This window comes from Arthrobacter sp. AFG7.2 (genome assembly GCF_002892835.1).
Taxonomy (GTDB): domain Bacteria; phylum Actinomycetota; class Actinomycetes; order Actinomycetales; family Micrococcaceae; genus Arthrobacter.
Window position 1 is genome coordinate 182,024 of record NZ_PJMB01000003.1, and the last position, 26,245, is coordinate 208,268.

At 61.9% G+C, this 26,245-nt stretch carries 20 protein-coding genes; 8 read left to right on the forward strand and 12 right to left on the reverse strand.

Annotation, left to right across the window (positions count from 1 at the left end; all coding sequences use genetic code 11):
- Nucleotides 1–70 precede the first annotated feature (70 nt).
- Nucleotides 71–1,162: a type I restriction endonuclease gene (locus CXX84_RS07330; RefSeq protein WP_102976044.1), complete on the forward strand. Its 1,092-nt coding sequence runs from the start codon at nucleotides 71–73 to the stop codon at nucleotides 1,160–1,162.
- 56 nt (nucleotides 1,163–1,218) lie between these two features.
- Nucleotides 1,219–2,793 (forward strand): TIGR04141 family sporadically distributed protein, encoded by a 1,575-nt coding sequence (locus tag CXX84_RS07335; RefSeq protein WP_102976045.1) that lies wholly within the window; start codon nucleotides 1,219–1,221, stop codon nucleotides 2,791–2,793.
- Nucleotides 2,794–3,119: 326 nt separating this feature from the next.
- On the opposite strand, the gene CXX84_RS07340 is transcribed toward CXX84_RS07335, so the two are convergent.
- From CXX84_RS07340 to CXX84_RS07390, 10 genes are all read right to left on the reverse strand, one after another.
- Complete coding sequence (locus CXX84_RS07340) at nucleotides 3,120–4,205, reverse strand: helix-turn-helix domain-containing protein (protein ID WP_102976046.1); 1,086 nt, start codon at nucleotides 4,203–4,205, stop codon at nucleotides 3,120–3,122.
- A 23-nt stretch (nucleotides 4,206–4,228) separates the two neighbouring features.
- Nucleotides 4,229–4,876, reverse strand: coding sequence for a hypothetical protein (locus tag CXX84_RS07345; RefSeq protein ID WP_102976047.1), 648 nt, complete (start codon nucleotides 4,874–4,876; stop codon nucleotides 4,229–4,231).
- A gap of 184 nt (nucleotides 4,877–5,060) precedes the next feature.
- On the reverse strand, nucleotides 5,061–7,112 hold the full coding sequence (locus CXX84_RS07350; RefSeq protein ID WP_317614945.1) for an ABC transporter ATP-binding protein: 2,052 nt from the start codon (nucleotides 7,110–7,112) through the stop codon (nucleotides 5,061–5,063).
- Nucleotides 7,109–8,854, reverse strand: coding sequence for an ABC transporter ATP-binding protein (locus tag CXX84_RS07355; protein ID WP_102976048.1), 1,746 nt, complete (start codon nucleotides 8,852–8,854; stop codon nucleotides 7,109–7,111). The genes CXX84_RS07350 and CXX84_RS07355 overlap by 4 nt, the downstream gene beginning before the upstream one ends.
- A 324-nt stretch (nucleotides 8,855–9,178) precedes the next feature.
- Nucleotides 9,179–11,479, reverse strand: coding sequence for an Ig-like domain-containing protein (locus CXX84_RS07365; RefSeq protein WP_146031849.1), 2,301 nt, complete (start codon nucleotides 11,477–11,479; stop codon nucleotides 9,179–9,181).
- Between the two features lie 213 nt (nucleotides 11,480–11,692).
- Nucleotides 11,693–12,631 carry a carbohydrate kinase family protein gene (locus tag CXX84_RS07370; RefSeq protein ID WP_102976050.1) on the reverse strand — a complete coding sequence of 313 codons (939 nt, stop codon included), beginning with the start codon at nucleotides 12,629–12,631 and terminating at the stop codon, nucleotides 11,693–11,695.
- A 2-nt stretch (nucleotides 12,632–12,633) separates the two neighbouring features.
- On the reverse strand, nucleotides 12,634–13,692 hold the full coding sequence (locus CXX84_RS07375) for an NAD(P)-dependent alcohol dehydrogenase (protein WP_102976051.1): 1,059 nt from the start codon (nucleotides 13,690–13,692) through the stop codon (nucleotides 12,634–12,636).
- 46 nt (nucleotides 13,693–13,738) lie between these two features.
- Entirely contained in the window at nucleotides 13,739–14,665 is a 927-nt protein-coding gene (locus tag CXX84_RS07380) for a carbohydrate ABC transporter permease (RefSeq protein WP_102976052.1), read from the reverse strand.
- The gene (locus tag CXX84_RS07385; RefSeq protein WP_102976053.1) at nucleotides 14,662–15,630 is read right to left on the reverse strand and encodes a carbohydrate ABC transporter permease; all 969 of its coding nucleotides are present in this window, start codon (nucleotides 15,628–15,630) and stop codon (nucleotides 14,662–14,664) included. The genes CXX84_RS07380 and CXX84_RS07385 overlap by 4 nt, the downstream gene beginning before the upstream one ends.
- A 20-nt stretch (nucleotides 15,631–15,650) precedes the next feature.
- The gene (locus tag CXX84_RS07390; RefSeq protein WP_102976054.1) at nucleotides 15,651–17,003 is read right to left on the reverse strand and encodes an ABC transporter substrate-binding protein; all 1,353 of its coding nucleotides are present in this window, start codon (nucleotides 17,001–17,003) and stop codon (nucleotides 15,651–15,653) included.
- A gap of 278 nt (nucleotides 17,004–17,281) precedes the next feature.
- On the opposite strand from CXX84_RS07390, the gene CXX84_RS07395 reads away from it, so the two are divergent.
- Nucleotides 17,282–18,208: an AraC family transcriptional regulator gene (locus CXX84_RS07395; RefSeq protein ID WP_223253014.1), complete on the forward strand. Its 927-nt coding sequence runs from the start codon at nucleotides 17,282–17,284 to the stop codon at nucleotides 18,206–18,208.
- Between the two features lie 132 nt (nucleotides 18,209–18,340).
- Complete coding sequence (locus CXX84_RS07400) at nucleotides 18,341–19,834, forward strand: MFS transporter (protein WP_102976055.1); 1,494 nt, start codon at nucleotides 18,341–18,343, stop codon at nucleotides 19,832–19,834.
- A gap of 192 nt (nucleotides 19,835–20,026) precedes the next feature.
- On the opposite strand, the gene CXX84_RS07405 is transcribed toward CXX84_RS07400, so the two are convergent.
- Nucleotides 20,027–20,962, reverse strand: a complete 936-nt coding sequence (locus CXX84_RS07405; protein ID WP_189337521.1) for a DMT family transporter — start codon at nucleotides 20,960–20,962, stop codon at nucleotides 20,027–20,029.
- Between the two features lie 328 nt (nucleotides 20,963–21,290).
- Nucleotides 21,291–22,400: an LLM class flavin-dependent oxidoreductase gene (locus CXX84_RS07410; protein ID WP_102976057.1), complete on the reverse strand. Its 1,110-nt coding sequence runs from the start codon at nucleotides 22,398–22,400 to the stop codon at nucleotides 21,291–21,293.
- A 96-nt stretch (nucleotides 22,401–22,496) separates the two neighbouring features.
- On the opposite strand from CXX84_RS07410, the gene CXX84_RS07415 reads away from it, so the two are divergent.
- From CXX84_RS07415 to CXX84_RS07430, 4 genes are all read left to right on the forward strand, one after another.
- Nucleotides 22,497–23,084 carry a CGNR zinc finger domain-containing protein gene (locus tag CXX84_RS07415; protein WP_102976058.1) on the forward strand — a complete coding sequence of 196 codons (588 nt, stop codon included), beginning with the start codon at nucleotides 22,497–22,499 and terminating at the stop codon, nucleotides 23,082–23,084.
- Nucleotides 23,085–23,692: 608 nt separating this feature from the next.
- Entirely contained in the window at nucleotides 23,693–24,409 is a 717-nt protein-coding gene (locus CXX84_RS07420) for a hypothetical protein (RefSeq protein WP_146031850.1), read from the forward strand.
- A gap of 89 nt (nucleotides 24,410–24,498) precedes the next feature.
- Nucleotides 24,499–25,659, forward strand: coding sequence for a hypothetical protein (locus CXX84_RS07425; protein WP_102976060.1), 1,161 nt, complete (start codon nucleotides 24,499–24,501; stop codon nucleotides 25,657–25,659).
- A 130-nt stretch (nucleotides 25,660–25,789) separates the two neighbouring features.
- Complete coding sequence (locus CXX84_RS07430) at nucleotides 25,790–26,170, forward strand: hypothetical protein (protein ID WP_146031851.1); 381 nt, start codon at nucleotides 25,790–25,792, stop codon at nucleotides 26,168–26,170.
- Nucleotides 26,171–26,245 lie beyond the last annotated feature (75 nt).

The window sequence follows — 26,245 nt, forward strand, 5'->3', positions numbered from 1 at the left end:
TTGTTGCTTCATCAGCTTGGATCTTTGCTGCACTTCGTTGTGCAACATCGACGGTCTTGTAGGGGGACAAATGGAGTTCGCAGAGAAGCTTTCAGCGTTGGCAGCAAAGGTGCGCCAACAGCGCGGTGTTATCCAGACAGAAGAGGCGACGAAAAACGCGTTCGTGATGCCGTTCATTTCGACGATTCTTGGCTACGACGTATTCAATCCCATGGAAGTCGTTCCGGAATTCATCGCAGACGTGGGGCTCAAAAAGGGCGAGAAAATCGACTATGCGATCGTCAAGGACGGCGAAGTCCAGATCCTGATCGAGTGTAAGAAGTCCAGCGAACCGGTCAAAATCGAGCACGCGTCGCAGCTTTTCCGGTACTTCGCCGTAACCAATGCTCGGATTGCGATCCTTACCAACGGGGAGGTCTACCAATTCTTTACGGACCTTGACGCGCCTAACCGCATGGATGCGAAGCCGTTCCTCGTGCTCGATTTGAATGACATCGACCAAATGCTAATCCCCGAACTTCAGAAGCTGTCCAAGGATGTTTTCGATCTCGACTCGATCATCAGTGCGGCTGGCGAGCTGAAGTACATCGGCGAGCTGAAGCGGACTCTAGCCGCGCAGTTCAAGGAGCCTGAAGACGAATGGGTCAAGTTCCTCACTGGACGCGTGTATTCCGGCCCGTACACCCAGAAGGTGCGGGAACAATTCACTGCCCTGGTTACCAAAGCATCAAAGCAGTTCTTGAATGATCAGGTGAACGAGCGCTTGAAAAAGGCCCTCGGCAACCCGGGCTTCCCCCAGAACGAGGAAGCCGCAGTGGCGGCTAGCGTCACCAGCGCTCCAGTAGCCGAAGCGGACCTGGCCGAAGCTGATGGGCTCGAGACGACGCTGGAAGAGATCGAGGGTTACCAAATTGTGCGGGCCATTGTTTGCAGCGAGGTGAAGCCAGCGCGAGTAGTTCAACGGGATGCCAAATCTTACTTCGCAGTGCTGCTGGACGATAACAACCGCAAGCCCATCGCACGCCTGCACTTCAATCGGACTCAGAAGTACATCGGGATCTTCGACGACAACAAGGAAGAGACCCGAGTTCCCATTAGCTCTCTCGAGGAAATCTACGAGCATACTGAAGCTCTGCGCGCGAGCGTCAAGAGTTACCTATGACAGCGCCTTCTTCTCTTTGCGTGATCTTCAGGCATTTAGCTAATTAAGGAACTTTCTTGAAAATATCTGCATATCTCTACCGCAAGGAAGTTACTGATTTTGCTCAATTACTGAAACCCGTTCCCAACGGGATGCTTGGCCCGGTTGCACTAAAGCCCAAGGTGAAGCTGAGCGTTCCCTTCCAAGCGTGGTCGGTGCCCGGGCGAAAGAAGCCTCCTTCATGGGCTGCGGTCGCAGGGGAACTCGTTGACACGTCAGCCTTTGTTAACGTGTCGAACAGCCTGGTATTTCTTTTTGAAGTGGATTCTCGATTCTTTGCTGTGTCCTTTGGACATGGCCACTCAATTCTCAATGCAGAACTATTGGAACCGGAGTTCGGGCTACGTACTTCAGTCAATGCTGTGGATCCAAACAAGCTTGCGGCTATGCAAGTTCGGACGTTGAATGAAAACAGCAGGCAACAACGGAGTCAAACATCGAACCAAGCCAGCATCGCCGATCTTGACCTTGACGTCGAGCGCGAAATGATCCGTTTCGTTCGTGGGAAGGTCGGCGACAGCACGTCTGCAGTCAAAAGCCTGGGCGGTTCTCAAGCTGTCGCTCTTACCACCAAAAGTGACTTGAAGGAGATTCCGAAGGTCCTGTCGTGGTTATTGAAGGCATACGAGTCCGATGCCTATAAAGCGAGCTTTCCGTATCTGGATAACTTTGTTCCACTCAAGAAGAGCGACCCGGCCGTCCCTCCCTTGATCAAGCTTCTCCATGAAGCTATCGCGAAGCCAGCAGGTCAGAGGATCGGCGTAGCATCGCCTGATGACATATTTGGCGAGGAACCCGACTATTACCGGATATCCGGCGACCGAAAACGACGCGACAATTTAGAGGATCTCACTCTTGCAGACATCCTGGACCAAATTGCGAGCTCAACTAAAACCGAACCTCTAGAGGATCTGAAGATAACCCCTTACAATGCTGGCGGTGATCCGATCCGAACCGCGCGAAAGCTTCGCGACTACTTTGTTTACGAAGTAGTTCACGAGAAACAGACGTACGTCTTCTGCCTCGGCCAGTGGTTCCGCATAGATAAAGATTATGTAAAAAAAGTGAATGATCAGGTTCGTAGTTTGCCCGACATCACAAACGACTTGGCCCTGCCTGACTGGGGTAAGGATGAGGACGGCAAGGAACTCACTGAGGGTACCTATAACGAAGATACTGCAAAGAAGCACCAGTGGTTATTGCTGGACAAAAAGAACTTCCCGATTGGCGGTCCTCACCAAAAGGTTGAGATTGCTGACCTGATCACCCATAAGGGTGATTTTCTCTGTGTCAAACGGATGGAATCCTCTGCCACCCTGTCACATCTCTTTAGCCAAGCTGCAGTTTCTGCTGAACTGTACACTGAGGACGCTGCTGGCTATGCAACCCATGTAAACCAGAAATATGTCGCTCATTTCGGATCCGCATCGCTGCCAGCACGGCCTCGCATGGTTTTGGCGATTGCCACAGACAAATCAGGCAACCTTGCCGATGTGCTTTTTTTCTTCAGCAAGGTGAATCTTGTCCAGCGTCGACGCATCGTTGAGCGTGCTGGTTTTACCCTCGCCCTGTCCAAGATCGAAAAGAAATGACGTGCTTTTGGTTCATCCCATCGAACCGGAGCATCGTTCACTGCTCGTCACTTATACAAGTGCACCCTCCCTATTATCTGCTCACCAGCTGGAAGCACCCGCTGGCCCTTCGTCCACAAGAAGCGACCTCTTACCGCCGCTAAGAGGGCAAGAAACGGTAGTCCTATTACGCGCTGACCCGCTTTCGAGTCTACCGATGACAGGAGGTCATCTAAGTCTCAATTAGAGAGGACCTGCCCGTGGTGGCCATTTATACTCATGTGTTAAGAGCGACTCTCTTCCGGATCGCCCCAGCAAACTTCTCGACCGTCTCGGGACCTCTTCAGCTACTGAACTAACGTCAGCCTTGGACGTTCGGTGCTGCTGGAACGGCCACCACCGTCCAGAAGGGTGGGCGTAAGACCGAAGAGATAAGACTGCACTTCGTCAACTGCGAGACCAAGATCCTGAGCTATCTCATAAATTCCGGATCCACTGCCACGAAGTTGTTGTAGAACCTTAGTTAGCAATTGGGACGATTCGTGAACAGCGAGGCCACCTGGCTCGCCTCGTCTATAGCCCATCCTGGATAGATCCACGCAGGCGGCGCGATAGCACCATTCCGTCATAAGGCCAAGTTCATTAGCCCGATGAGCCAACGCCATCGCTGCAACTCCCCAGCGCTTTTTTGCTGCCAGGATTCTGTCCGCGGTGGCGTTTCGAAGGTTCTGTGCAAATACACCCGATGATGGCATTAAGAACGCTGCGGCGAATCTGTTGGCTTCTAGTTCCGCCGACGCGCCTTGTGGCTCTTTCTCTTCGCCGTGCAGAATAAGGTGTCCGAGTTCGTGCGCAGCATCAAACCGACTTCTTTCTGGGGATTTTCCACAACCCAAGAAAACGAATGGCGTACCGTGCCAGTTGAGGCAGAACGCATCTAGGTCCTGATTATTGTGAGCCAAGGTGTAGACCCGAACGCCGTGCGATTCGAGCAGATGCACAAGGTTTCCCACCGGGCCTATACCGAGGCCCCAACGAACGCGAAGCTCTTCCGCCGCCCCTTCCGGGCTTCGGCTGCTAAGCGTGGGCAGATCAGATTTTGGCAGTCGAAAGCGGCTTTCGATCCAATCATTGATCAGGATGGCAATGCGTCCCGAAGCTAGGCCACGGTCGCGGGTTCTGGCGGTCATCTTACTGAGCGCTCGAAAGCTGACCGCTTGAATCGGAATCTCCTCCATCTCCTCGGAGAGCAGAAAGGCGGGCGCCAAGCCGAGTTTCTGTGCCAGCAGGCCGACGATTTGGTCTGTGGGCTCCTGGTGGCCATTTTCGTAGGTAGACAGACTCTTGGTACTTATACCGGTTTCTTCGGCCAGTTTTGTGAGCGTCCAGCCATGACGCTTCCGGGCAGCAGTCAGTCTTGACGGGTTGAACATCAGTGCAGTGCTTTCTAAGAGTGTCAGAGCATGGCGACGTCTACTGTGTAGTCGCCGGCCCCGTCGTCCGGGCTCTCGCCGATAGGCAGGGAAACGGATGAAGCTCGATCTATTGGATCGATAATTATCCGCTCTGCCCAGTGGGTTATACGTCCGCCTTCAATCCGATCAGGGAGCGACAACTCGACGAAGATCTTGTCTTCGGTCACGTTGTAGAGCAAATACCACACCACCTGCCCATCGTCATCGATAGGTGCTTCGAGTTGGAAGGCCTGTCCAAGGTCGAATGAGGTTTGAAAAAAGTTCTGTGTTACGGCCTTTTCCGTGGTCTCGCCCTTGCGATACTTTGTCGATGGCGAGCGGTTTGGCGTCCAGAGACCGGTATCACTATCACCGGAGCTGGCGACGATTGCCCATTCCCGACCTGGATGAACGGTCCGACAATACCCTTGAGTATTGTCAGGAAACCAGCCACTCGGCATTAGCTCCTCACGGATGTACCGGTTTGTTTTGTTGTACCGCGTGACGCCTTCCGCGTTTGGTGGCTCCAGGTCGCTGATCAGCCGCGCTTCAGCATCCGCTCGTAGCACAGTCCTTTGCAGGCTCTGGGCCTCCAAGCCCAAAGAGGCAAGACGATTGCTCGCCTCCTGATGAATCGCAACTGCTGTCACTGGGTCTCCTGACGGTCGTCGTCTAGCGGAAATGCTACTTCACGAAATACTACCTCATGTGAGGTGGAAAAACGGGAAGCGCCCGTGGCATAGCTGATATTGCGATTTAATCGAGACCCAGTTGGTTTGGGCGGTTGCAGGGCAAGTGCTCACTTTGGGCTCTAACAGCTGTGGCGCGAACTTTCTAGACTTCCGCAACAGGAGCCGCGAACTGCGCCTCATACAACCGCGCATAAGCTCCACCCGCTGCCAGCAGCGAAGCATGCGTCCCCTGCTCCACGATCTGGCCGGCCTCCATCACCAGGATGAGGTCGGCGTCGCGGATCGTGGACAGGCGGTGCGCGATCACAAAGGAGGTCCGGTCGGACCGCAGCGCTCTCATCGCCTTCTGCACCAGCACCTCGGTCCGGGTGTCCACCGAAGACGTCGCCTCGTCCAGAATCAAGACAGACGGCCGCGCCAGGAACGCCCGGGCAATCGTCAGCAGCTGCTTCTCCCCCGCGGACACGTTCGAGCCCTCATCCTCCAGAAGCGTGTCGTACCCGTCCGGCAGCGACCGCACGAACCGGTCCACATACGTCGCCCGCGCGGCCTCCAGAATTTCAGCGTCAGTAGCCCCGGGCCGCCCATACGCAATGTTGTCCCGTATCGACCCGGCAAACAGCCACGTATCCTGCAGGACCATCCCCATCCGCGAGCGCAGCTCGCGCCGCGGCACCGAGGTGACGTCCACGCCGTCGAGCGTTATCCGCCCCGCATCAATCTCGTAGAACCGCATCATTAGGTTCACCAGCGTCGTCTTGCCCGCCCCGGTAGGCCCCACAATCGCCACCGTCTGCCCCGGCTCCGCCACCAAAGACAAAGAAGAGATCAAAGGCTGCTCCGGCGAATACGAAAACGAGACGTCCGAGAACACCAGCCGTCCCCGCCCAAAAACCGGCCCGGCAGAAGGAGCAGGCTCAACAGACTCCTCCTCCTCATCCAGCAAAGAGAACACCCGCTCAGCGGACGCCACGCCGGACTGCAGCACGTTCGCCATGGACCCCAGCTGCGCCAGCGGCATGGTGAACTGCCGCGAGTACTGGATGAACGCCTGCACGTCGCCCAGCTGCATCGCCCCGGACGCCACCTGCAGCCCGCCCACCACGGCGATCCCCACATACACCAGGTTCCCGATGAACGTTATGGCCGGCATGATCAGCCCCGAAATGAACTGGGCGCCAAAACTGGCCGAGTATAGCTCCGCGTTCTTCTGCCGGAACCGCTCCCCCACCTCCTGCTGCCGGCCGAACACCTTCACCAGCGCATGCCCGGTGTACGTCTCCTCGATCTGCCCGTTCAGCTCCCCCGTGTGCTTCCACTGCGCCACAAACAGCTTCTGCGAGCGCTTGGCGATCAGCGCCGTCAGCCCCAGCGTCAGCGGAATGGTCACCAGCGCGATCAGCGCCAGCGTGGGCGAAAGGATCACCATCATCACCAGCACGCCCACCACGGTCAGCACCGACGTGACCGCCTGGCTGATGGTCTGCTGCAGGCTCTGCGAAATGTTGTCCACATCGTTCGTCACCCGGCTGAGCAGCTCGCCGCGCTGGATCGAATCGAAATACCGCAGCGGCAGCCGGTTGATCTTCGCCTCGATCCGCTCCCGCAGCCCGAACACCGTCCGCTGCACCACCCCGTTCAGCACGTACGCCTGCACCCACATAAACGCCGACGACAGCACATACAGCACCAGCGCCCACGTCAGCACACTGCCCAGCGCCGCGAAGTCGATCCCCTGCCCCGGCACCAGGTCCATGGCACTGAGCATGTCCGCGCGCTGCCCCTCCCCGGACGCCCGCAGCTGCGCAATCACCTGCTCCTTGCTCACCCCGGCCTGCAGCTCCCGCGACACCACGCCGGCGAAGATCAGGTTGGTGCCCTCCCCCAGCAGCCGCGGCCCGATCACGGACAGCGCCACCCCGGCCACCGCCGTCGCGAACACCAGCAGCAGCCACGCCCGTTCCGGCCGCAGCGTCCCCATCAGCCGCTTGGCCGACGGCCAGAAGTTCATCGCCTTCTCCGCCGGGACGTTCATCCCCGCGAACGGCCCGCCGCGCCCCGGACCGCCCGCCGGACGGGGGATGCGGACGACGTCGGCGCTTGCCGTTTTGGCTCCGGGTGCGGTTCCGGCGGTGGTTCCGGGAGCGCCGCTTCCGGAAGAAGCGGACGACGGCGGGCGGTGAGGCGCGCTCATACCGTCTCCTCCGCCGCCAGCTGGGAGGAGACAATCTCGCGGTACGTCTCGGACGTCTCCAGCAGCTCACCGTGCGTTCCGCGCCCCACGATCCTGCCGTCGTCGAGCACTAAAATCTGGTCCGCGTCCATGATGCTGGAGACCCGCTGGGCGATGATCACCAGCGTGGCGCCGGCGGTGCTGCGCTTGAGGGCCTGCCGGAGCCGGGCGTCGGTGCCGGTGTCCAGGGAGGAGAACGAGTCGTCGAAGATGTACAGCTCGGGCCGTTTCACCAGGGCCCGGGCGATGGCCAGCCGCTGCCGCTGCCCGCCGGAGATGTTGGTGCCGCCCTGGCTAATGGGTGCGTCCAGGCCCTCCTCCATCCGCTCCACGAAGTCGCGGGCCTGGGCGATCTCCAGGGCGCTCCAGAGCTCGTCCTCGGTGGCGTCCGGCTTGCCGTACTGCAGGTTGCTGCGGACGGTGCCGCTGAACAGGTAGGGCCGCTGCGGGACCAGGCCGATGTGCCCCCAGAGCAGGTCCGGGTGCAGCTCGCGGACGTCCGCGCCGTTCATCCGGACCGAGCCTTCCGTGGCGTCGAAGAGCCGGGGCATGAGGTTCACCAGGGTGGTTTTGCCGGCGCCGGTGCTGCCGATGATCGCCGTCGTTTGTCCTGCCCTGGCGGTGAAGCTGATCCCGGTGAGGACGGGCTGGTCGGCACCCGGGTAGGCGAATCCGACGTCGCGCATTTCCAGCTCACCGCGGCGGCCGTCCTGTCCCGCCGTCGTACTGATGGGGTGAAGCGGCGGCCGGACGCTCGACTCCGTGCGCAGCACCTCCCCGATCCGGTCACCGGACACCGCGGCGCGCGGGATCATCACGGCCATGAACGTGGCCATCATGACGGACATCAGGATCTGCAGCAGGTAGCTCAGGAACGCGATGAGCGTGCCCACCTGCATGGAACCGTCCTGGATACGGAACGAGCCGAACCAGATCACGGCCACGGACGAAACGTTCAGGACCAGCATCACCACGGGGAACGCGAGCGCCATCAGCCGGCCGGCGCGCAGGGCGGTGTCCGTGACGTCCTCGTTGGCGCGGGCGAAGCGTTCGGTCTCGATGTCCTCGCGGACGAAGGCGCGCACCACGCGGATGCCGGTGAGCTGCTCGCGGAGGACCCGGTTCACGGTGTCGATCCGCTTCTGCATCTTCCGGAACAGCGGCACCATCCGGACGGTGATCAGGCCGACGGCGATCAGCAGCACCGGGACCGCGACGGCGATCAGCCAGGACAGCTGCGCGTCCTGCCGCACCGCCATGATCACGCCGCCGATGCTGAGCATGGGCGCGGTAACCAGCATGGTGGCGGACATCAGCACCAGCTGCTGGACCTGCTGGACGTCGTTGGTGGATCTTGTGATCAGGCTGGGTGCGCCGAATTTGGTGACCTCCTGCTCGGAGAAGTCACCCACCCTTGTGAAGATGGCGTCCCGGAGGTCCCGGCCCACGCCCATGGCCCCCTTCGCCGCGAAGTACACCGCGATCACCGCGCACACGATCTGCAGCAGGGTGATCCCGAGCATCACCCCGCCCAGGCTGAGGATGTACCCGACGTTTCCCTTGGCCACGCCTTCGTCGATGATGTCCGCGTTCAGGGTGGGCAGGTACAGGGACGCGATGGACTGCGCCAGCTGGAAAACCACGACGGCGGCCAGCAGCTTGCGGTGCGGGCGCAGGTATTCAACAAGCAGCTTCCAGAGCATGGGCGGCTCCTGGTCCAAGGCATTGGTCCGAAGGCTCACGGGACGTGATGCGAAGGTCAGTTTACGTCCGCGGGCTGGGAGTTTGGCTCTGGGCGTCAGAGCAGGCTGCTGGTGGTTCCTCAGTCATGCCCGGCGGAAAGCGAGTGTTCTCCGCCTGGCATGAATCAGGTTCCACGACGACGGCGCCGAGCTGGCGCTGGGGTAGCGGCCAACTCGGCGCCGGGAAGTCGTCCTCGACGATCCGGATCTGTAATTGTGGGTACTGAATGGGCCCTTCGGGCGGGCCAGTGCCGTCCTGGTCACTCCGCCGTCGGGGCCCCTACATCAGCTGATGGCGGTCATAACGTTCCAGCCCCCACCGACATTGATCCGCGAACCGAACAGACCGTTACCCAAGCCCGGGTAGGTCCACAACGTCCCGCTGGAATCACGGGCTGAGAGATCAGCCTTGCCGTCACCGGTCAGATCTCCGGCGGCACTGATGGCGGTCATAACATTCCAACCCCCACCGACATTGATCCGCGAACCGAACAGGCCGTTACCCAAGCCCGGGTAGGTCCACAACGTCCCGCTGGAGTCACGGGCTGAGAGATCAGCCTTGCCGTCACCGGTCAGATCTCCGGCGGCACTGATGGCGGTCATGACGTTCCAACCCCCACCCACATTGATCCGTGAACCAAACAGACCGTTACCCAAGCCCGGGTAGGTCCACAACGTCCCGCTGGAATCACGGGCCGAGAGATCAGCCTTGCCGTCACCGGTGAGGTCTCCGGCGGCACTGATGGCGGTCATAACATTCCAGCCCCCACCGACATTGATCCGCGAACCGAACAGACCGTTACCCAAGCCCGGGTAGGTCCACAACGTCCCGCTGGAGTCACGGGCAATAAGGTCAGCCTTGCCGTCACCGTTATATTCCCTGACACCACCCCCGGAAGCCGTGGTGAAGTTCCACGTCCTGTCCGACGCCAACGCGTTACCGGCAGCATCCTTCACCCCATCAGGGCCGCTCCTGATTGTCGCCGTATACGTCGTACCCGCCGCCAGGTCTGCGCTGGGGTTCACCGTCGCAACGTTGCCCGTGTACGTCACAGCTGCCGGCACCGGCGTCGTTCCCACCGTCAACGTGAACGTCCCCGAGGTAACCGTTGAGGCATCCATGGCCTCCGAGAACGTCCCCGTCACATTCGCGTTCACCGCAATATCTTTGGCATCAGCAGCCGGCGACGTAGCCGTCACGGTAGGCGGCGTGACATCTGATGGCGCCGTTCCAAGCGACCGGTCCGAATACCAGTAGCGGTTGGTTTCTTTGTTGCTGGCCAGGACGACGACGCCCGTGGTGGCGTTGACGCTTTGTTTGGTGGTGGTGACGTTGTTCATGCCGGCGGATGCCCCATCCTGAATAACCGGGGTGCCACGGCCGGTCTCGAAGACAGGATCATCCATGGAAGCGGTTTTCTCATAGATGCTTCCGGGCACACCCGAATACGCGCAGCCTGATGCCGAGGTGGACGGAGCCGTATAGAACGCCCTCACCTTGTTGGTGGCGGTATCCAGCAATATCTGTGGCCTGGAAACGCAGTCAGCAACAGTTGCTATGGTCGATTTCGTGAATGCACCCGTTCCGGGTTTGAAAACCAGCAACTGCAACTGCGGCAGGGTCTTGTCCAGCGTGGTGTTATCGAGGCTGGTCTTTGTTGCCGCGAAGACCCTTCCTGCCGAATCAGCCAGGAGTGCTTTGATGTTCAAATGATCGTCGGCCTGGCCTCTGCCCTGGATGGCGGCCTGCACCTTCCACGACGAAGCAGCCGTCCGGGAGGTTCCGTCGGTGCGAGTGGCCCAGTAAACCGCTCCCGCCGATTGATCACTCCACATCACACCGATCTTCTTGCCGGCAAAAGCGATGATGGCAGAAATATCGTCTGGAGTGGGGTTTGGATCCGCTACTGGCAGGACGAAGGGACTGCCCCAAGTGGTCTCGTTCGGCTCCAGGGAGTTCACGTACACGCTGCTGGTGTAATTTGAAGTCGAATTCCAGGACACCTGCGTCCACGTCGCCCAAATGGCTCCTGTGGAGTCCTTGTCGATCGTCAGGGACTCGCTGCTGCTGTTGTTGATGTTTGTTGGAAAACCTGCGTCAAGCGTGTACTTCCCCGCAGCATAGCTATACCTGTACAACTTAGCGGGCTCGTTAGGCAGCGAAGTCTGCATGCCGCCTTCTGCTGACACTGTCACCACGTGGGAGGCGATGTACAGCTTATTTCCGTCCCATAGGGTGTCCGCCGAGGTGGTGCCGCGACTGTCGTTCGTCAACCCGGTGCTCACCCAGGTTTTAGTGGCCCTGTCCAGTCTGTGGATCTGCCATCCTGTTCCTGTGGTCCACATGTCCGCCCACCATGAGCCGTCGTTCCACCACAGCTTGCTCTGGGGCTTATCGGCGGTCGGGGGGTTAGCCACCCCTGAGTAGCTGATGCTCTCGTAACCGTAATTGTCAGCGGCGTGGGCAGGGCTGACAGCAGCAATCAAGCTGATGAAGACGGCCACCGTCAGGGCCAAGGATTGGGCGACTATGACCGGGGTTTTAGCTTTAGGCATCTTTAGTCCTTTAACCGTTGAGGAAAACAAATCTCAGTCGGCGCCAACTCGTGCGCTGAACATCCGGAAATCGAACTCTGAGACCTGAGGACAACCTATTCCCGCCGACAAACGCCGACAATGCCGTGCCCGGCATAGTGTGGAAACCCGCATATATTCGCGGCATGGCCTTTGGATTATGCGCTTCCTGCGGGAAAAGTTACTTCCAGGGGCTGGGAGTTCGGGCGGCTAAGAAGACGGTGTTCAAGTCACCGCGGCTGCTAGCGGCGCAAGCTCGGCGGTATACGGCGGGTTCGCCCCAGTCCGCGAACAGGTGATCGCGGCGGCCCGGTTCGCATAGGCAGCCAGGGCAGAAAGCTGTTCCGGCCCCAGCGTCTGCAGGCGGTGCCTTCCTGCTGCCCCGAGCGCGTCAAGCTGGCCAAGGCCGGCGATGAGTGCGGCCATGAAGGAGTCGCCGGCACCCACGGTGTCAGCCACCGTCACGGACTCCGCCGGCAGCTCCACGCGCGCCTGCCGCGTGAGGAGAACCGGACCGGCCGCTCCTCGGGTCAGGGCTGCCAGGGATGGCCCGAGTTCCAGCCAGGCGTCGAGGCTTTCCTCAGGGGTACGGTGTGGGTAGAGCCAGGCCAGGTCCTCATCACTGGCCTTCACGATGTCGCTGGCCGCCACGAAACGCTCCGCCTGTTCACGGACGGGGTTGATATCAGGGCAGATAGCCGGGCGGAAGTTGGGGTCATAGCTGATGGTTGCCCGCTCCCCCGCCGCCTCAAGGAGACCCAGGACAGCCTGGTCCCCCGGTCCGAGCACAGCCGCAATTGATCCCGTGTGCACGTGGACGGACGTCTCGACGGCGGCCAATGCCGGGAGCGTTGCTCCGCTGAGGTCCCAGCCGATGTCGAAAACATAGGTGGCAGCGCCGTCGGTCCCCAGCGTTGCCGTGGCCGTCGATGTAACTCCGCAGGCGTTCCTGATGACGGTGACCCCGTTGGATCGGACGTGTTCCCCGATCATGAGGCCGTACGGATCGTCGGCATAGTGCGTCACCAGGTTGCTCGCAAGGCCCAGCCGCGTTGTCCCTACCGCGACGTTAAGGGGGCTCCCGCCCGGGTGTACCCGGGCGGGAGCGGCATGGCCGGCGTCCCTGATGATGTCAACGAGGGATTCACCAATGACTGTGATCATGGTCAGCGGCCCGGGTAAACCACGGATTTAAGCTGGCCCGGCTGCTTGCCCGCCTTGAGGGCATCCTCGGACTCCGCGAGGGTGAACTTCCCGGTGACCAGGATGTCCAGGTCCACCTTCGCGTCGGCGATGAGCTGGATGGCGAGCGGCCAGGTGTTGGTGTAGCGGAACACTCCGGACAGCCAGATCTCGCGGTTTTGGAGGAAGGAAACCGGCAGCTCAACATCGTCCGCGCCAAGCCCGACCAGGATCACCCTGCCGGCCGGGGCAACGGCCTTGATCCCGGAACGGACCGCCTGCGGTGCGCCGGACGCGTCTATGAACGCGTCGACGTCGAGCCCTTCCACACTGTCGGTCCTGGCGTTCAGCGCGTGCGTGGCGCCGTGCTGGAGGGCGAAGGCGAGGCGGTCCTCGGCGATGTCCGAGATGTAGATTTCGGTGGCACCGAAGGCGCGGGCAGCCTGGGCGGCGATGATGCCAATGGGGCCGGCGCCGGCGATCAGGACCCGGCTGCCGGGCTTGATGTCAGCACGTTCGCACGCCCAGAGGCCAACGGACAGCGGTTCGATCAGGGCTGCCGCTTCGTCACTGACGCTGTCCGGGATGTCGTAGGCGAAGTCGCTTTGGATAGTCACGTATTCGGCGAAGGCGCCGTCGATCGGCGGGGTGGCATAGAACTCGATGTCCGGGCAGAGGTTGTAGCGGCCGGCTTTGCATTGCTTGCACGTGCGGCAGGGGCGCTGGGGTTCGACGGCGACGCGCCGGCCGATGCGGGCAGGGTCCACGGCGCTTCCGACGGCGGCGATCCGGCCGGAGAGTTCGTGGCCGAGGATGAGCGGGTGGTCCACCACGTACGGGCCGATCCGGCCGTGCTCGTAGTAGTGCACATCGCTGCCGCAGACGCCGACGGCGGCCACCTGCACCAGGACCTGGTCGGCATCCAGCCGCGGGAGGGGCAGGGTTTCCATGGCCATGTCGCCCTGGCTCCTGAGGATGTTGGCGCGCATCGTGGCGGGCAGCGTGTAGCCCGTGGCGGGTGACTGGGTGGTTGTTGTTGTCATCGAAGTTGTTCCTTTGGAGATATGGGGCCGGTTTACTTGACTGCGCTTATTTCACGGCGCCGAGGGAGAGGCCCTGGACGAGTTTGTCCTGGGCGGCGAAGCCTGCGAACAGCACCGGCAGGGAGATCACGACGGCGGCGGCGCAGACCTGGGCGAGGAAGAGTCCCTGGCCGGAGACGAAGCCCGTGAGGAACACCGGCGCCGTGCCGGCGACCACCCCGGTGAGGACGCGGGCCAGGAGCAGTTCGTTCCAGCTGAAGATGAAGCAGATCAGGGCGGTGGCGGCGATGCCGGGCATGGCTACCGGGGCGATGATTTTGCGGAGGATGAGCAGCAGATTGGCGCCGTCGATCTGGGCTGCTTCGAGCATTTCCTCCGGAACCTCGGCGAGGAAGGAGCGCATCATCCAGACGGCGATGGGCAGGTTCATGGACGTGTACATCAGGATCAGGAACCAGATGTTGTCCAGGGCGCCCACAGTCCGGGCGAAGAGGTAGAGCGGCAGGATGGCCGCGACCACCGGCATCATTTTGGTGGAGAGGAAGAAGAACATGACGTCGGTCCACTTCTTCACCGGCCGGATGGACAGCGCATACGCGGCCGGGAAGGCCAGGAGCAGCACCAGAATCGTGGACAGGATCGAGGCGGTGGCGGAGTTGATCAGCGACGGCCACGGGCTGACGCCGGATGTTTCGCCGAAGAACTCCCGGTACGCGTCCAGGGTGAGGTTCGCGGCCAGGGACGGCGGGTTGGTTGCGGCGTCCGTCTCGGAGTGGAATGAGGTAAGGATCATCCACAGCACGGGGACTGCGAAGAGCAGCGCGAGCAGCCAAGCCGCGATGCCGGCGGCGGTGTTGTTGCGGGTGGGGTCCATGCGTGCCTTGCCGCGGCGTCGCGGCAGGCGGCCCGGGGTGTTCAGCGCGGTGGGGCCCGGAGGTGTGCTTTGCGGTGCAGCGGGGGTGAGGATGCTCATCGTGCTGCCTCCTTCTTGAAGAGTGAAAAGACGGTGCGGAGTGCGAACGTAGCCACGATGATGGTGCCGATGACTACGACGACGCCGGCAGCGGATGCCAGGCCGTATTCGTTGGCGAAGTAAAACGTCTGGTAAATCGCGTAGGGCAGGTTGGCGGTGCCGAGGCCGCCTGCGGTGAGGGTGAAGACGGCGTCGAAGTTCTGCACGATGTAGATGGCGCCGAGCAGCCCGCCCAGTTCCAGGTACTGGCGCAGGTGCGGCAGCGTCAGGTGGCGGAAGATCCCCAAGGGGGTGGCGCCGTCCATCTGGGCAGCTTCCACGGTGTCCATGGGCCGGGACTGCAGGCCGGCCAACAGGATAAGCATCATGAACGGCGTCCACTGCCACACCAGGGAGAGGATCACAGCCATCATGGGTGCCTGCGAGAGCAGGTCCAGCTGAGGTGCAGCAGCGCTGCTGAACAGGGACCATACCCAGGTGAGGACGCCGTTGATCAGCCCGTAGGTGGGGTTGAGCAGGGCGTGCTTCCAGATCAGGGCTGCTGCCACGGGAACCACCAGGAACGGTGCGATCAGCAGGGTCCGGGCCAGTCCGCGGCCGATGAACTTCTTGTCCAGCAGCAGGGCCAGCCCCAGCCCGATGAGCAGGCTGATCAGCACAACGGAGACGGTAAGGAGGATGGTGGTGAAGATGGCCTGGCGCAGGTCAGGATCCGTGAGGACGGTGGCGTAGTTCTCCAGGCCGGCAAAGGCGGTCTTGTCCGGGCTAAGGCTGTTCCAGTTCATGAACGAGATGACCAGCGTTGCCACGAACGGGAGCTGCGTGACCAGGATGAGGAAGATCAGGGCGGGAAGCAGCGGTGCCCGCCGCGCCCAGGCCAGGGCGCGTTCGCGCGACTTCGCTTCTCGTGAAGGGGTGGCTGCATTGTGTCCCGGGCGGGAGATGCGCGCCGTTGCGGTAGTCATGATGTTCTCCTGCGGTTCGGTTAAGGCTGCTTGTACTTGTCGCCGACCTTTTGGGCGGCTTCCTGGCCCTTGGCCAGCGCGTCGGCCACGTTGCCCTGGCCGGCGATGGCGGAGCTGACGCCCTGGGAGACGTTGGTGCCTAGGGCGGCGAATTCGGGGATGCCCACGAATTGGATGCCGACGGCGGGGCGCTCCTGTGCGCCGGGGTTCTTCGGGTCGGCGTTCTCGATGGCGAAGCGTTCGGCTTCGAAGAACGGGGCGGCCTTCTGGAATTCGGGGTTCTCGTAGGTGGAGATGCGTTTTCCGGACGGGACCTTGGCCCAGCCGAGCTCGGAGGCAACCAGTTCCTCATAGTCCTTGGAGCTGGCCCAGGCAATGAACTTCTCGGCGGCGTCCTGCTTCTTGGACGCCGCCTGCATGGCCCAGGACCAGGTCCACAACCAGCCGGAAGAGGCTGTCTCCTTCACCGGTGCCTGGGCGTAGCCGATCTTCCCCTTGACCGGGGAGTCCTCGGCTTCCAGTGCGCCAGCCGCAGACGTTGCGTCGTACCACATGGCAACTTTGCTCTGGCCCATGTTGTTCAGGCACTCGGTAAAGCCTGCCTGAGCGGCGCCTGCTTCACCATGCTCGCGGACCAGCTTGGTGTAGAACTTAACCGCTTCGGTGAATTCCGGGGAGTTGACCTGGGCGTTCCAGTCCTTGTCGAACCAGGTTCCGCCGAAGGTGTTCACCACGGTGGTCAGCGGTGCGAAGACCTGGCCCCAGCCTGGCTGGCCGCGGAGGCAGATGCCCTTCATCCCCGGTTCCGCGCCGTCGGCCTGGGCTGCAATCTCGGCCACCTCGTCCCAGGTGGGCTTCGCCGGCATGGTCAGGCCTTTGGCTTCCAGGATGTCCTTGCGGTACATCAGGAAGGAGGACTCGCCGTAGAAGGGTTCGCCGTAGAGCTTGCCGTCCTCGCCGGTGAGGGACGCTGTGTAGGCGGGCAGGATGTCGTCCTGGTCAAAGTCAGGATCTTTGGCCACGTCGTCCAGGGGTGCGAGCCAGCCGTTGGCCGAGTAGAAGGGGATTTCGTAGTTGGAGAGCGAGGCGACGTCGTACTGGCCGGCCTGGCTGGAAAACTCCTGGCTGATCTTGGCGCGGACGTCGTTCTCGGGAAGGATCGTGTAGTTGACCCTGATCCCGGTTTCCTTGGTGAAGTTCTCTGCGGTGAGCCGCTGCAGGTCCTCCATCTGGGGGTTGTTGACCATCAGGACGCTGATGCTGTTAGGGTCTCCGGCGGAGTTGCCGCCGCCGGCTCCTGCACAGGCCGAGGCACTCAGCGCGATACATAAAGCGCCGGCGGCCAGGGTCGCAGCACGCATTTTTGGGCGCATTAAGGACTCCTTTGTTCTCTTGGGGGATGCACAGTCGCCACACCTCGACTGCCATGTCGGGGTGCTGGACCGGGGCGGGGGATGTGACCGGAATGTCCCGGTGCCCCTCGCTGGTGTTCTTCAAGATTAGGCGCGAGGTATAGGTCACAACTAGCGTCCTGGTTGCCACTTTCTGATACTTATTTTCCTGACCGGCAGTGCCGGGCAGGCGCTACTCTGGGACCAGAACGCTGCCCCTCTGTCCAAAGTTCATAAATCGGCCCAACCACTGGAGCGCCATGATGACTGCCTCGGATACTGCTGACGGAGCCACCGCCAGGCTTGCCGAACGCCTGCTGGGGATGCGGGCCAACCGGGAGGTCATCCCGCCTGACCCCAACCACTCTGTCCGGTGGCACCAGCACAGCTATCCCAGTCCCGTGGCACGCTGGAACTACCATCCCGAGTACGAGATCCACCTCATCCGCAAGGGCACCGGAAAGTTCATTGTCGGTGACCATATCGGCACCTTCGAGGCCGGCCACGTTGCCCTGGTGGGTTCCGGACTTCCGCACGACTGGGTCAGTGACCTTGAGCCGGGTGAGGTCCTGGAGAACCGGGACGCCGTGATCCAGTTCGACGGGAAATGGGTGGAGCAAACTGCCGCCCTTGTCCCCGAGATGGTCGAGGTGAAGCCGCTGCTGGAGCAGTCCCAGCGGGGCATCGAGTTCCTGGGCTGGTCGGCTGAGGCGGCGGCAGCAGCGATCGAGGCCATGGGCGCCAGCACCGGACTGGTGCGCCTCCAGCACCTATTTACGCTGTTCGGCATCCTGGTCCGCGCCCCTGAAGAGGACCGGCGTTACCTGGCTGAGGAATGGTTCCGGCCGCAGCTGGACGGCCAGGCGGCCGCCGTCGTCGACCTCGTTTTGGAGTATGTTTTCAGCAACCATGCCGGCAGCGTGAAAATGTCCGAGGCGGCGGCCCTGGTAGGCATGCAGGAAGCCTCCTTCTCGAAGTACTTCAAACGCGCTACCGGGCAGAACTTCAGCGACCTGGTCCGTAAGCTGCGACTGGCCCACGCACGGCGCCTGCTGGAACGCAGCAACAAACCAATCTCCGACATCTGCTACGAGGTGGGCTTCTCCAACCTGTCCAACTTCAACAGGCACTTCCTGAACGACGCCGGGGAAACTCCGCGGCAATTCCGGCAGCGGGTCAGCGGCTGACTGTCCCGGAATGATGCCGTGTAGGGCAAGCGCGTTTTGACAGGTATACCCCATGGGGGTATAAAAGTTCTTGAGATACATACCCCATAGGGGTATCAGCTGCCCCTTTTGGGCGAGAGTCAAGGAGAACTGATGTCAAAGGCAGTCGCCGCTCACGAGGCCACAGGGTTAGGGCAATCTGCGGGACGCCGCCTGGGCATCGCTCTTCTCGTTATTGCGACCGCCCAGCTGATGCTGGTGCTGGATGATTCCATTGCCAACATCGCCCTGCCGACCATCCAGAACGAACTTGGCATCCCGGCCGCAACGCTGCCGTGGGTGATCAACGCCTACATCCTCGCCTTCGGCGGGCTGTTGATCTTTGGCGGGCGGATCGGGGACCTGATGGGCCGCCGTCGGATTCTCCAGCTCGGCATCCTGCTGTTCACCATTGCCTCACTGGCGGCAGGCTTGGCGCCGACCGGTCCGGCGCTGATCGCGGGACGCGCCCTTCAAGGCATCGGCGCGGCCCTGGTTGCACCCAACGCGCTGGCACTGATCGCCACAACGTTCCCTGCCGGCGAAGCCCGCAACAAAGCCCTTGCCATCTACGGAGCCATGTCAGGGCTGGGCATCACCGTCGGTCTACTGCTGGGCGGAGTCCTCACCGGCACGCTTGGCTGGAGGTGGGTATTCTTCATCAACGTGCCCATCGGGCTGGCCCTGCTGGCGGGAAGCCGCATCCTTGTTGACGCCCAGCGGCATCGCGGACGGCTGGACCTTGCCGGTGCGCTGACGGGAACCGGAGGCCTCACCGCCGTCGTCTTTGCTATCATCCGCGGCGGTGAACACGGCTGGACCGATGCCCTCACTGTGGCCTCCTTCGCCCTGGCAGCTGTCCTGATACCTGTCTTCATCGGGCTGCAGTCCCGCAGCAAGGACCCCCTCCTGCCGCTGCGTCTGTTCCGGGACCGGAACCGCTCCGGCTCCTATGTAGCGATGCTCCTGGTGTCCTTCGGCCCGATGGGCGCCTTCTACCTGCTCACCCTGTTCATGCAGCACATCCTCGGCTACAACCCGATCCAGACCGGCCTCGCCTGGCTTCCGTTCGGCATCGGAATCGTGCTGGGCGCTGGTGTGGCGTCCAAACTCGTCGTCCGCTTCGCCCCCCGCATCATCTCCACAACCGGGATGCTGATTGCGAGCGCCGCGATGTTCTGGTTTTCCACCGTCAACAGCGGCACGACCTATCTCGCGCTGCTGCCGGGCACCTTCGCTTTGGCCTTTGGCTTCGCCCTTAGTTTCATTCCGCTGACCCTCACCGCGGTAAACAGGGTTGAAGCCCAGGACTCCGGCATCGCGTCAGCGCTGCTGAACTCTGCCCAGCAGATCGGTGTGGCCCTCGGCATTGCGGTGCTCTCCACCATCTCGGTAAGCATCACAGAATCCAGCTTCCCCGGAGCATTAACGGCGCTCTACGTGTCCCGCGGTTCAGGGGACGGCGCAGCAACCGCGGCGGCCAGTGCGGCGTTGACCAGCGGCTATGCCACAGCGCTTTTCATCGCAGCCGTGCTCCTGGCGCTCTCCGCATTGATCACCGCTCTGGTCATCAACGCCGGCCCCCAAAAGGAAACCACCCAACGATAGCCCGCCAGCTGGATCCAGCGTCAGGTGCTGTTTCCTCCTCGGCACAGGCAGCAAGGGACGCTGCGGCATGAAGATGGAACGGCCGGGGGTAGTGCCTTTACAGGAGGTGCGCCGCCAGGAGAAGAAAAGCAGCCTCTCCGGTAAGTCCGGTCGGGCTGCTTTGCTCCATTGTCCCGTTAAGGGCTATATCCACTATGCAGTCGGAGCCCGGATCTCCTCAGGTTCATGGGTGGCAGCCGGGGCGCCAAGCGGAGCCTTAAGTTCCAGGCGCTGCCCCCACATGGTGCCAGCCAGGACCAGCACAACGCCGAAGATTCCAATGGGACCCAAAACGTCGCCGGCTAGCGTAACGCCGATGACTGCCGCCCAGACCGGCTCGGTTCCTAGCAGGAGACTCACTCTGGTCGGGGAAGTCTTGCGAACCGCCCACATCTGAATAAAGAACGGGAAAACGGTGCACACGATCACGAGGTATGCCATCTGGAGCGCTGCAGACCAATTCATGCCCGCGGCATAAGACGAGACCGGCCTGCCCCAGAGACTGGACATGATCAGGAACACCAGCGCACAAGTCGCCATTTGCACGAAGGTCAGGTTAAGAGAATCAACGCTGCGTCCTGCCGAGAGCCTGTGCATCCCTGTCACGTGGACCGCCCGCGCCGCTGCGGCCATCAGGATCAGCAGATCTCCAAATCCGAAGGAGGCCGCGGCACCGCCCGTGGCGAGGAAGTAGACCCCAACAACCGCGATCAGCGCGGCCAGGTAAAACAGGCGGTTGAGCTTCCGCTTTCCGACGACGGTTTCCAGTACTGGGGTCATTACGATGGTGAGGCTGATAATGAGCCCGGCATTGGTGGCACTGGTTGCGGCAATGCCGAAGGTTTCAAAGGTAAAAACGGTCGACAGCAGCAGGCCAAGAAGACAGCCGATCGCTGCCTCCGCCTTCTGTAGCCGCTTGCGCATCAAGACGAGAATCAGGCCGAGTGCGGCGGCGGTCAGTGTCATTCTGACGCCAAGAACCGCCAGTACGGTGTCCTGGCTGACCAGTTCCTTGGCGACCCAGTAAGTTGAGCCCCACGCCACAGCAACGGCAAGCAGCAAGGCATCGACAACCGGTGCCCGCCTCACCGTTGCCCGCCTGGGAGCTGACTCAGACACTTCTCAGCCCAGGCAAAGCCAATTCCTCAGCACGCATGGCAAGGCCTTTCTTTTTGGTAAGCACAAATTCCGTTTCCCAAGCTTCACGGTCACGAAGGGAGAGCATCCGGGGCGTGAATGCTCACTGTATCGACTGAACAGCAGGTAACTGCATTTGCTTCCGGCATCGCACGGGACATGTGGTTGCTGTGCCGTGTTGCCAGTTCGATCCGGATTTTGCGCGTGGTGTATCTGTCCTCTTTCATGGCTGCAGCCCGGTGGTAGTAGTAGGTGCTTGCAGACAGGACCGCCTCTTACTTCACAGCCCGCCGTTCAACGCGAGGTCGGCCTCATGGCGCCTGGTCCCGGCGGGCATGCCATAGTGATCCGCTATCAGTTCCACCGTGCGTGCCTGGGCGCGGCGCGTATATCCCTGGACAACCAGCATCACCTCATCGACGCCCGTCTGGTAGTGAAGCTCCTCCAAGCCGGAAGCTACCTCGGCGGCCGTTCCGTGAAGCGCCCGGTCGGTGTATTCCTCAATGATCTGCCGCTCCTGGTACGTGCCCTGGAAGGCTTCCACTTCCTCGGGAGGAAGCAGTGAAAAGGGCTTGCGCTGGAACATCCGCAACATTGCCATAGCGGTGGAAGACGACTGACGACGGGCCTCTGCGGGATCCTCGTCTGCAATCGCCCCTACGCTCACCAGGCTGTACGGTTCGTCAAGATAGCGCGACGGGCGGAAGTTCTCGCGATAAATCCGCAGGGCATTGAGCACATCGGCACTGCCGAACTGCAGGGCAAAGGCATAGGGCCGGCCAAAGCTGGCGGCAACCTGCGCGGAGTAGATCGATGATCCCAGAATCCAGATATCAGCGCTTGTCTCCGGCTGCGGGACCCGGTTCTGCTCGGCCTGCCAGGGGCCCGGCACCGCGTGCACGTGACTGTAAGGATGGCCCTGCGGGAAGTCGCTATTTAGGAAACCCAGCAGTTCCGTGATTTGTTCGGGAAACTCGTCGTTCGCGGCATGGTGGCGGCGCAGGGCCGAAGCAGTTGCCCCGTCCGTGCCGGGAGCCCGCCCAAGCCCCAGATCAATCCGGCCAGGGGCCAGCGCGTCGAGCATGCCGATCTGTTCGGCGATGACCAGGGGCACGTGGTTGGGCAACATGATGCCGCCCGCTCCGAGCCTGATGCGCTCGGTCTCGCCGGTAAGCCGGGCCACCATGAGATGCGGGGCGGGTATGGAGGCGCCCGGCATTGCATGGTGTTCCGACATCCAGAACCGCTGGAAGCCGCGACGGTCAGCCAGCTTTGCAAGGGCGATGATCTCGTCGAAGGTTTCCTGAGCTGAGTAGCCAACCCCGGTGATGGCGTTGTCGAGTACCGACAGGACGAACGGGGCGGTGCCGGAAGAGTGCGGACTGCTCATGAAAAAACCTCTCAAATCACGGGAAAAGACAAACTTTGGCGTGATAGTTACCTTACGCCGCTATCACGGCAAACTGCAAGTGATACCGTGATAAGCATGAAGGTCCCACTGCCTCCCGCCCCCGGAACCAGCGAGCATCCCTGCCTGGCGCTGGCCAACAGCATCGTTACCCTTCCCGGCGGCCACGGGATCGATGAACTCGACAGCCCGGAAAATGCCACGGCATGGCTGGTGGCCCAGGAACTCGTACCCGAAGGGACCGGATTGCTGGAATATTGCCAACTGAAGCTAACCAACGTTAGAGGGCATCTCCGGCAGTTGCTGGAGTCGCATACCTTGGGCGTCGCCCCCGATCCTGCGTCCCTGGACGCCATCAACGGTGCCCTGACAGCGGTGCCCAGCGCGGCGCTCCTGAGCTACCACCCCGGCGAGGGGCTGGCCCGGGTTTCCAACCATCCAGTGACACAACTCGTCGATCATGCGATGGCGGCCATCACCGAGGACGCGGCTTCATTGTTGACCGGCCCGGATGCGCACCGCATCACGCAGTGTGCATCCACGCCATGCGACCGGTTCCTGCTTCGGACCCATTTAAGGCGGCAGTGGTGCTCCGAACGGTGCGGCGCCCGCCAACGCGCTACCCGCGCCTATGCCCGCAAACAGGACAAGACTCCCGCAGGATGACCGGGGCTGGACGTACGGTCCGGAATATTGCTTAGGCCGCTTTGCTGACACCGTTCAGGGTGGCAAGGAGTCGATCTGCGGCCACCGTGACCCCCGGCCTTTCACGGAACCGTGTACCAAGTTTTCCGGCGGCAGCGGCTAAGCTCTCCGTTCCCGTAAGTTCCATGAGAGCGTGCCGGATCGTTTCCGGGGATGCTCCGGGACGTTGAGTCCGACGACGGCGGACAAGGGTTAGCCGAAATATGACAAGGCAGTAAAGAACAATAGTTTCCTTTACATCGCCAAGACAATAAGTAGACTGTCTTTGCGCCGTCTTCATAATCCGGACGGTCATCTGACGCAGACATTACCGGGGGGTGGTGCGCATGGCTGGAGCTGGTTCTCTGTGGCGTTCGCTGCGGCCGACCCTCTTGGCAGGAGCAGCCGCCCTTACGTGGCTCACCGTCTCGTCGACTGCAGCCAGTGCTGACACGCTCCCTGAGTCTCCATCGCTGCTTGGCGCTGTCACATCCTCGGTATCGTCGGTGGCCGAAGCACTGCCGGTCCTGTCGCAAGCCGATGCTTCGGATGATACGCCAGCATCCCCTAACGGCTTACTGCAGCCCGCAGTGCAACCTTTAGCCGGCGGCGTCGACAATCTCATTGCGTCAGTACCTGCGGTGCACCACGTAGTGCCGGCAAATACTGTTTCTGCCGTCACTGCGCCCGTAGCGGCTGTTGCCGACAATGTAGTGGCCGGAGCAGTAGGAGCGGTGGCAACACCGCTGACGGAAGTTGTCCCCGTCCTGGAGCCGGTGGTTCAACCCATCACCGAACTGGTGAGCGGGGATTCACCCCTGCCCGGCGGGATCCCGGGGCTTCCGCAGCTTCCGGCGACATCCGATGTGGGAGCTGTTCCCGGGAATACGGGTGTCAGTGATGGTGGAGCAGCTCCAACCCCGGCGGAAAATGCTGCCGGGGCAACGGAGGCGGTCGAGGTTCCCGGCGGGTCAGTGACCGCGCCGGCCCCGGCCAACATTGTCACCGCTCCCGTAACGCCCAAAGCTTCATACCTCGCGTCCTACCCCACATCCGGCGGCAGCCCGATAGCGATAGCGGACGAGCAGACTAGCCCCTCCGGCGGGTCGCCCTACCCTGCACATGCTCCTGCTCCCCCTGCCTCGGGCAACGGCGGCAGCACGGTATCCGGGGCGGGTTCGGGTCCAGCAGCGTGGCTCGACGTCTTTGATCTTCCATTCCCCCTTGCAGGCGATAGCCCGCTGGGCGAGTATTCGGAGCATGCTCCTTCACCGGTGTCCTATGACCCCGGTTCCTCCCCTGACTAGTTGAGCGCCTTCTGCCTTTCTGTGGCAGGACACGGCAAACGGGTTGCTGATCCAGCACCCAACCTCAACTACTTCAGGAGAAACCAATCATGAGTTCCAACCTTCGCAGAGGGCTGCTCGGCACCCTCTTTGCCGGCGGGCTGCTTGCCCTTAGCTGCACTGCGGCCAACGCAGCAGACGCCACTACCGCACCAGATGCCACCCAAACCGGCCTCGCAGTTGCCGCGGACGTAAACCTGGGTCTGGGCGGCCTCACCCAAACCGGCACCAACAACGGCAGCATTGCTGACGCTGCGGTCGCCGCCGATGTCGCCCTTAATCTCGGCAACGTCGTGAACACCGGAAACACCGGCAGCCTTGTCGCTGCTGCGGTGGCGGCTGACGTCGATCTCGGACTGGGCAACGTGACGGGCACCAACGGCGCCGGCACGCATGTCCCCGACGCCACCGTCGTCGCGGACGCAGCGGTCAATCTTGGCAATGTCGCGGGCCCGGAGAACACCGGCAGCCTCGTCGACGCAGCCGTCGCTGCCGACGTCATCCTCGGCCAAGGTGATGTGACGGGAACCAACGGCAGCCTTGTCGACGCAGCCGTTGCGGCGGACGTCAACCTCGGCCTGGGTAACGTGGCCGGCACAAATGGCACTCTCCCAGATGCTGCCGTTATCGCCGACATCGACCTCGGACTCGGACTCGGCGGCACCAACGGCACCGGCACCACCTTGCCCACAACCGACGTCGTAGCAGACATCGACCTCGGACTCGGACTCGGCGGCACCAACGGCACCGGCACCACCGCCCCGGGGAACACCGGGGGCGTGGATGTCGACGTTGATCTGGGCGTAGGTATCGGCGGTTCGGGCAACGATACAGAAGCCCCCGGAGCCGAAACGCCGGGGGCTGAAATGCCCGGTGACGGAACCGGTGGCATGGGAACTGTAAACCCGGGCACGGGCGGCGCAGCTCCCGGAACGGGTACTGGCGGCGGAACGGGAACGGTTGCCCCGGGAGCTGGCATCAGCGTGGTGGCCCCGGTAACCGGCACCACCAACGCTCAAACCAGCGTAGAAACAACCAACGCGGCTGACCGTACGGCCGGCAACGCCGTGACCGCTGCTTCAGCCGGCAATGCACAGGCGCAGGGCTCAGGGGTCCTGGCCAAGACGGGTGCTGACGCTTCACTGCTCCCGTTCGCCCTGGTCCTCCTCTTTGCTGGCCTGCTGCTTCTCAGGAAGCGGCGTGCTGCCTAGCCCTCGGCTGTGACGACTGATAGGGATCAGGGCTGCGGACGAAAGTAGAGGCAGCCCTGCGTAAGACGAACGTCCGGTGGCGGATTGTTTCCGCCACCGGACGTTTCGACATAGCAACGAGGAAAGCACTGTGAAACACATGGAACGGTTTGCGGCATCAAAGGACAACGGAATATTGAGGCTGCAGTGGGCACCCCTGACGTTCGTGACGTATGAAATCGCCGTACAGGCCGCCCGCGTGCTAGCCGACCTGAGCGGCAACCAACAACTGCCGCTCCTCGTTGACATCACCGGTGTCACGGGCCTCGCCCCGGAAGCGAGGGCCGGCATGAATACATACCGTGGATTCTCCACAGTTGCGCTCGTCGGCGATCATCCGATGGGCACGGTAATCTCAGGATTTGCCCAGCAGTCCGCCACTCCGACGGCCTTCTTCACCAATGGCGCAGAGGCCCTCCGGTGGCTTTCACTTGAACAGCCGGCCCGCGCTGACCACCAACATGAACCTTGAAGAGCGACTCCACCTAACGCCTGCAGGCACAACTACAGAAGCACGGGGAAACACGCGCCTTCCCCGCAAACCGCA

What these genes read in the sequence shown, in the direction of transcription:
- CXX84_RS07330 (WP_102976044.1), top strand. Translation starts at nt 71, where the DNA reads ATGGAGTTCGCAGAGAAGCTTTCAGCGTTGGCAGCAAAGGTGCGCCAA.
- CXX84_RS07340 (WP_102976046.1), bottom strand. Translation starts at nt 4,205, where the DNA reads ATGTTCAACCCGTCAAGACTGACTGCTGCCCGGAAGCGTCATGGCTGG.
- CXX84_RS07350 (WP_317614945.1), bottom strand. Translation starts at nt 7,112, where the DNA reads ATGAGCGCGCCTCACCGCCCGCCGTCGTCCGCTTCTTCCGGAAGCGGC.
- CXX84_RS07355 (WP_102976048.1), bottom strand. Translation starts at nt 8,854, where the DNA reads ATGCTCTGGAAGCTGCTTGTTGAATACCTGCGCCCGCACCGCAAGCTG.
- CXX84_RS07370 (WP_102976050.1), bottom strand. Translation starts at nt 12,631, where the DNA reads ATGATCACAGTCATTGGTGAATCCCTCGTTGACATCATCAGGGACGCC.
- CXX84_RS07375 (WP_102976051.1), bottom strand. Translation starts at nt 13,692, where the DNA reads ATGACAACAACAACCACCCAGTCACCCGCCACGGGCTACACGCTGCCC.
- CXX84_RS07380 (WP_102976052.1), bottom strand. Translation starts at nt 14,665, where the DNA reads ATGAGCATCCTCACCCCCGCTGCACCGCAAAGCACACCTCCGGGCCCC.
- CXX84_RS07385 (WP_102976053.1), bottom strand. Translation starts at nt 15,630, where the DNA reads ATGACTACCGCAACGGCGCGCATCTCCCGCCCGGGACACAATGCAGCC.
- CXX84_RS07390 (WP_102976054.1), bottom strand. Translation starts at nt 17,003, where the DNA reads ATGCGCCCAAAAATGCGTGCTGCGACCCTGGCCGCCGGCGCTTTATGT.
- CXX84_RS07395 (WP_223253014.1), top strand. Translation starts at nt 17,282, where the DNA reads ATGATGACTGCCTCGGATACTGCTGACGGAGCCACCGCCAGGCTTGCC.
- CXX84_RS07400 (WP_102976055.1), top strand. Translation starts at nt 18,341, where the DNA reads ATGTCAAAGGCAGTCGCCGCTCACGAGGCCACAGGGTTAGGGCAATCT.
- CXX84_RS07410 (WP_102976057.1), bottom strand. Translation starts at nt 22,400, where the DNA reads ATGAGCAGTCCGCACTCTTCCGGCACCGCCCCGTTCGTCCTGTCGGTA.
- CXX84_RS07415 (WP_102976058.1), top strand. Translation starts at nt 22,497, where the DNA reads ATGAAGGTCCCACTGCCTCCCGCCCCCGGAACCAGCGAGCATCCCTGC.
- CXX84_RS07425 (WP_102976060.1), top strand. Translation starts at nt 24,499, where the DNA reads ATGAGTTCCAACCTTCGCAGAGGGCTGCTCGGCACCCTCTTTGCCGGC.